This window comes from Rhodococcus sp. Chr-9, assembly GCF_000801125.1.
Taxonomy (GTDB): domain Bacteria; phylum Actinomycetota; class Actinomycetes; order Mycobacteriales; family Mycobacteriaceae; genus Rhodococcus; species Rhodococcus pyridinivorans.
Genome location: NZ_JTIZ01000091.1, coordinates 1 through 5,420 on the forward strand (window position 1 = coordinate 1; position 5,420 = coordinate 5,420).

5 protein-coding genes and 2 pseudogenes are annotated in these 5,420 nt (G+C 63.0%); 2 read left to right on the top strand and 5 right to left on the bottom strand.

What is annotated here, in order from left to right; translation table 11 throughout:
• Nucleotides 1-263: 263 nt before the first annotated feature.
• Nucleotides 264-1,510 (bottom strand): annotated as a pseudogene (locus tag QR64_RS14015) (IS256 family transposase).
• A gap of 114 nt (nt 1,511-1,624) precedes the next feature.
• On the opposite strand from QR64_RS14015, the gene QR64_RS14020 reads away from it, so the two are divergent.
• A complete protein-coding gene (locus QR64_RS14020; protein WP_268814372.1) occupies nt 1,625-1,957 on the top strand; it encodes a DUF6508 domain-containing protein in 333 nt (110 codons plus the stop codon).
• A 717-nt stretch (nt 1,958-2,674) separates the two neighbouring features.
• Nucleotides 2,675-3,211 carry a YdcF family protein gene (locus QR64_RS14025; protein ID WP_084222336.1) on the top strand — a complete coding sequence of 179 codons (537 nt, stop codon included), beginning with the start codon at nt 2,675-2,677 and terminating at the stop codon, nt 3,209-3,211.
• 15 nt (nt 3,212-3,226) lie between these two features.
• Here QR64_RS14025 and QR64_RS14030 read toward each other — a convergent pair whose 3' ends face one another.
• The 4 genes and pseudogenes from QR64_RS14030 to QR64_RS26925 form a co-directional block, all read right to left on the bottom strand.
• The gene (locus QR64_RS14030; RefSeq protein ID WP_235367144.1) at nt 3,227-3,658 is read right to left on the bottom strand and encodes a DinB family protein; all 432 of its coding nucleotides are present in this window, start codon (nt 3,656-3,658) and stop codon (nt 3,227-3,229) included.
• A gap of 133 nt (nt 3,659-3,791) precedes the next feature.
• Nucleotides 3,792-4,403: a DUF2510 domain-containing protein gene (locus QR64_RS14035; RefSeq protein ID WP_039585732.1), complete on the bottom strand. Its 612-nt coding sequence runs from the start codon at nt 4,401-4,403 to the stop codon at nt 3,792-3,794.
• A gap of 87 nt (nt 4,404-4,490) precedes the next feature.
• On the bottom strand, nt 4,491-5,111 hold the full coding sequence (locus QR64_RS14040; RefSeq protein WP_039585734.1) for a DUF4352 domain-containing protein: 621 nt from the start codon (nt 5,109-5,111) through the stop codon (nt 4,491-4,493).
• A 32-nt stretch (nt 5,112-5,143) separates the two neighbouring features.
• Nucleotides 5,144-5,420 (bottom strand): annotated as a pseudogene (locus tag QR64_RS26925) (hypothetical protein); the annotation flags it as partial.

Below are 5,420 nucleotides of genomic sequence, written 5' to 3' on the forward strand. Positions count from 1 at the left end.
AGACCGCTCAGGCCGGCACGCGGTCCGCGCGAAAGATTGAGGCTAAGGAAGGCGAATTCAATGGATGCCGAGCTGGACGACGCGCCGTTCATCACGGCGATCGATGCGTTGACTCCGCGTGATCGGGAGGAGCTTCGGTCGCTCGTCTCGGCTCTCGACAACTTTTCGTCCAGTTGTGCTCGCGAGGGGATAGTGCCTCGTGGAGTGGTGGACTTCGGATCGGCTCTGCAATACACCTAGCGATCAACGAGTCGTGCTGAATACTATACTGTTTCGCTCGAAACAGTCAACGACAACGCCGGTTCGGTAGCGCGTTCCTTCGCGGCGATCACCGCACGAAGTTCGTCCATGCTCACATCCGAGACATACCGGCGGCTGACCTGCCACTCGTCGTGCTGCTCGATGACCACCGCAGTCGCCAACCGCAGGAACGCCGCCGGGTTCGGAAAAATCTCCACGACATCGGCTCGACGCTTGATTTCCTTGTTCAACCTCTCGATGGGATTGTTGGACCAAATTTTTTGCCACTGCGCCTTCGGGAGCGCGGTGAACGCCAGCACATCGTGCTTGGCCGCTTCCATCAACGCCGCGACCTTCGGGAACGACCCGGCGAAGGTATCGGTGACCTGATCCTACTGCGCAGCCACCTCAACCGGATCGGTGTGCGCGAAAATCGTCTTGACCGCCGCCATCACCGGCGGCACATGCTTCGAGGCCACCGCCGCTCGAATATTCCGCATGAAATGCACCCGACACCTCTGCCACGACGAACCCGCGAACTGCTGCACCACAGAAGCTTTGAGACCGCTGTGCGCATCGGAGATCACCAGATGCACCCCCGACAGACCACGGGCCTTGAGGCCGGTGAGGAACTCACGCCAGAACTCGAAGGATTCACTGTCACCGACCGCAGTGCCCAACACCTCGCGCATGCCGTCGATCGACACCCCGGTGGCGACCACCAGCGCCTGCGACACCACGTGCGCACCGACCCGAACCTTGCAAAAAGTAGCGTCGAGAAACACATACGGAAAGCTCGTGTGCGTCACGTGCGCTCTCGGAACCGGGCGATCTCGGTGTCCAGGCCGGCGCAGATCCGCGAGACCTCCGACTTCGAAATCCCGGAGTCGACGCCCAACGCGCCGACCAGATCGTCGACGCTGCGGGTCGATACCCCGTGCACGTAGGCCTCCATGACCACCGCATACAGCGCCTTGTCGATGCGACGGCGGCGTTCGAGCAGCGAGGGGAAGAACGACCCGGACCGTAGTTTGGGAATCTTGACGTCCACATCACCGCTGGTGGTCGACACCGTCTTGGTACGATGCCCGTTGCGATGGGTGATGCGCTTGTCGGTACGTTCGTAGCGGCCGGCGCCGAGCTTGTCGGTGGCCTCGGCTTCGATCAATGTTTGCAGGCCGGCGCGGATCAGTTCGGCGAACACGCTGGCGCTGTCGGCGCTCTTGAGCGCGTCGAGCTGAGCGAGCAGTGCAGAATGGTCGTGGGTCATCGCGCAGCTGCTTTCTGTGAGTCACTGTGAGAGGTAACTCGTCGATCTCTACGCGATGGCCCACCCTCGGCGAGGGAGCGACACGCCGCGGACCTGGCCGGATGCCCTCAGCTGATTCCCACCACTCCCCGGGACTTACCCCGCGAGGGGGCTGCGGCGGCCGACACATCAGCTGATCTGTCAGTGGTCGGGTGGGCGTTGGATTTTCTGCACGATCGCGGATTGGTCGTCCCGTTCAATTGGCCCGGTTGGGAAGGCAAGGCGGTGCTCGAGTATTCCGATCCGCGCCCGATCGGTCACGCGTCGGCTGCAGATTGCCTGCGGTACTTGACCGTATCGGTTCGTGCAGAACGGTTCGATAACGGCTCGTTCGAGAGTTACGCGGAGCAGGGCTTGATCGGAAGTTTGTTGCGTCGGCTGCTCGAAACCACCGGAAACGCAAGCTGACAGAAAGGAAAAGCGGGCGCCCTTCGGGCGGCTGCGCCAACCGATCGGAGACCCTACGGGTCCCTGAGCCTGTCGTCCCCTTCCCCAAGGCTGCCCGGTCGCCATGCCCCGGTAGACCGTCTCGGCCAGCACTTCTGGCCCCACGTCGCAGAGGACGTGTGGCTTGTACTGGACCCGGTCGCTCGTGTCGACCCTCACGATCGGGTGCTCCGCCACCAGCTGCGGAGACGAAGAATACTGGTGCCCAGTCGGTTTCGAACGAGAGGAATGGCACCCCGGTTCGCAGCGTCGAGCGCTGACGTCGGACTGTGGGAGACGAGCGACGAATGCGTCGATGTGCCTCGGCTACCGGAACGGCCCTCGTGCACGTCGATGCGCAAGAAACGACTCGAGCCCTCCGACCGTGGGGGCCGAAGGGCAAAGCAGTCTAGAGCGTGGGTGAGGAACCTGGTGGCCAGGTGAAGTTGCGGCCGGAGACGGCCGATTGCTGGTGCACGCCTCTGGTGGGCGTGTGGATAGAATCCACCCTACGGTGCATGACAGCCTCTGTTCTGTCTTGTGCCCAGACCCCGGAGTGGTGTTGGCGCACCTTCCGGGGTCGACCTGTATTCAGATCGTTGCAGGGATGGTGCCATGCGAGTTGATCAACGTCAACTCGAACGTGCGTTCTACTTATGTGCAAGATCTATGGACGTTTATGGACATTTATGGGGGCGTATGGAAAAAATCCCATACGACCCCATACGGCTGCATACGTCGTCGGCCGTACCGACAGTCGGCTTCGCACTGGTCCTCCTCTGTGCGGAATGGGAGCGGCTCACCACGCGCTTCCCGCTGATGCTCGATCTCAATCCGCGCGGTACCCATCTCGTCGTCCTCGGTGCCGGCCTCACGGAGGACGGCGAGATTCGTCCGGTCCTCGAAGAACGTCTCGAAGCGACTCTGCTTGCAGCGCATCGCTATCCGGAATCACCGATCGTCGTCACGGGCGGTGCGCCCCGCAACGGCATCACCGAAGCGCGGGCGATGAAGGACTGGCTCGTCGCACGAGGTATCCCCCCGGAACGCATCACAGAGGAGACGCGGTCCACGTCCACCGTCGAGAACGCGCGCTTCACGAACACGGTCCTGCTGGAACGCCGGGCGACGGGCGCAGTGCTGGTGACCAATCGCGACCACCTTCAGCGCGCGATGATCAACTTCCGCCAGGCGGTCGACGCCCGTACTCCGATCGCAGGCATCGTGGCTGCGTAGGTCGAACCGTGAAGATCAGGACAGCGCGTTCGCTCGTCGTGTCAACATCTGACCGATCTCCGAAACATTTTTCGTCAGTTCGAAATTGACCCAGCCAGCGACCTCCCAGAGTGGGCTTGGATCGGGCATCAGGCCGACGATGACGGTGTTCGCGTCGGTTGTTCGGAGAAGGTCGACCCAGTCTTCGCGCAAGGCTCGAATGCGATCTACGGAACCGGACCAGTCGTGATCGGCGGGCGCCACCGGGCTCCCTCCACGGCACACGGTGAGAGTGTTCGACCACCACCATTCGATATGCCACAGCAGCCACGCGATCGTGGTCTCGGGAAGGATCTCAGCGGTCTCATCGGGCCAGTCGGCAACGAGCCTGCCATCGACCCGTCGGACGGCGACGCAATGGGACGACGGTTCCCAGTGCGCGGCCGCGTCGTCGATGCGGGGAAACACGTGCTGGTCGGCGAACAGCTAGACCAACTTGAGTTGCTTCATCAGGGTGCGCGTAGCCGGCGGCAGAGCTTCCGAGGTCATATGCGAATCATCCACGACCGGCGACGCCCGAGTAAGCAGACATGTGAACGATCTACGGCGCCCCGAACCCGTACGTGAACTCTCCACTGCTCCAGTTCATCGTCGCGTGGTACTTGTAGCCGCGCATCCGGCCGCCCCCGACGTCTTCGGTGCCCACGAAACATTCGAATACTGTGGTGGTTTCGTTGAGATTGTCCGTGGACCCGCCGTTGACGGGGGAACACGTCACCGAGAGCACCGGGCCGTCGAACATGCCCTTGTTCACGTGCTCGAGCGCCATCTCTTCGATACTCGCCTCGATGTTCGTCACGCTCAACGCCCGGGAAGCGCGTTCCGCCGCATCGGCAGCCTCTTGCTCGGCGCGTTCCGCTTCGATGCGCTCGGCTTCACGCTTCGCCGCTTCTTCCAGCGCCGATGCTTGAGCGGCGACCTGTGCGTCGTGGTTGATCTTCCACGTCACCGTCCCGCCGACTGCTGCAAGCACCACCACCAGCAACGTCACGACGACCATCCGCTTTCGGAACCAACGCTCCGTCTCGGGTGTTTCGTCGGCGTCAGATCCGGGTTCGGGGAAATCGAGCCACGTCGTCCCATCCCAATATCGCTGCCCGCCCTCGGGGTCCGGGTACCAGCCGGCCGGCGCCGGCGACTTGTCGTTCGACATTGCACAGGTCCTTACTCGGTGAACGAATCGTGGGGAAAACCGGTGCGCCCGACCCCTCCTCGGGCGCACCGGCAGTAGGGGAGGCAGTTACCGCAGAGAGACGGTGACACCGTTCGAGAACATCGAGTCGTGCAGCTCGATCGCCGTCGGAACTGCGTCGACCGGCATGTCGAACACGACCGGCATGGTGACGGTGTTGCCGGGGTTGATCTGGTCCCAGATCGGCACATCCGAGTCGAGGTTCAGAGCGGCCGAGGTGTCGGGCCCGAAGGTGCGCCCCTGCTCGTCGACGAGTTTCTGGTCGCTGGGGCTGAGGCTCTTCGGTTGATCCGAGATGTTGCTGACCGTCATCGTGACGATGACGAACTGCCCCTGAGCCTCCTTCGCGAGGTACGGGTTGTCACCGAGGGTGCTGATACCGGTCTCGACCCCGTTGACGACGAACTCGAACTTGCCGTCGCGAACACGCGTGTTCATCGTCGCGGTTTCCTCCTCGACGACCGGCGCATCTGCCTGCGTAGCCGCTGGCGGATCCGTCTTCGCAGGCGTGCTCGGCTTGTCGTCGTCACCCCCGCCGGACACGGAGGCGATGACGAAGACGGCAACGATTCCGCCGACGATCCACGGCCACTTCTTGCGCTTTTTCTGCTGGGCGGGTTCGTAGCCGGCGGGCGGGACCGGAGCGCCGGGCTGGTTGGGCATGGTCATGGCAAACCTCTATTCGATGAGTGGAGCGGATTTCAGCGGCCGAGGGTGAGATGCACACCCGAGTCGGCCTCGGCTTCGTCGTACGAGACGGAACCGCGGTGGGAGATCTCGACGTCATAGAACGACACCCCGCGCGGCACGTCGGGCACGGTGAAGAAGAAGGTGCAGAAGTCGCCTTCGCGGACGCTGCCGGTCAGGGACCCCTTGGCGAGCAGCGTCCCGGTTTCGTCGGATACACGGACCGCGGCCGTGGACGAAATATCGGGCTCTTCGCACTTGGTAGGGGCGGGTGTCGATCGACCCCGTTGC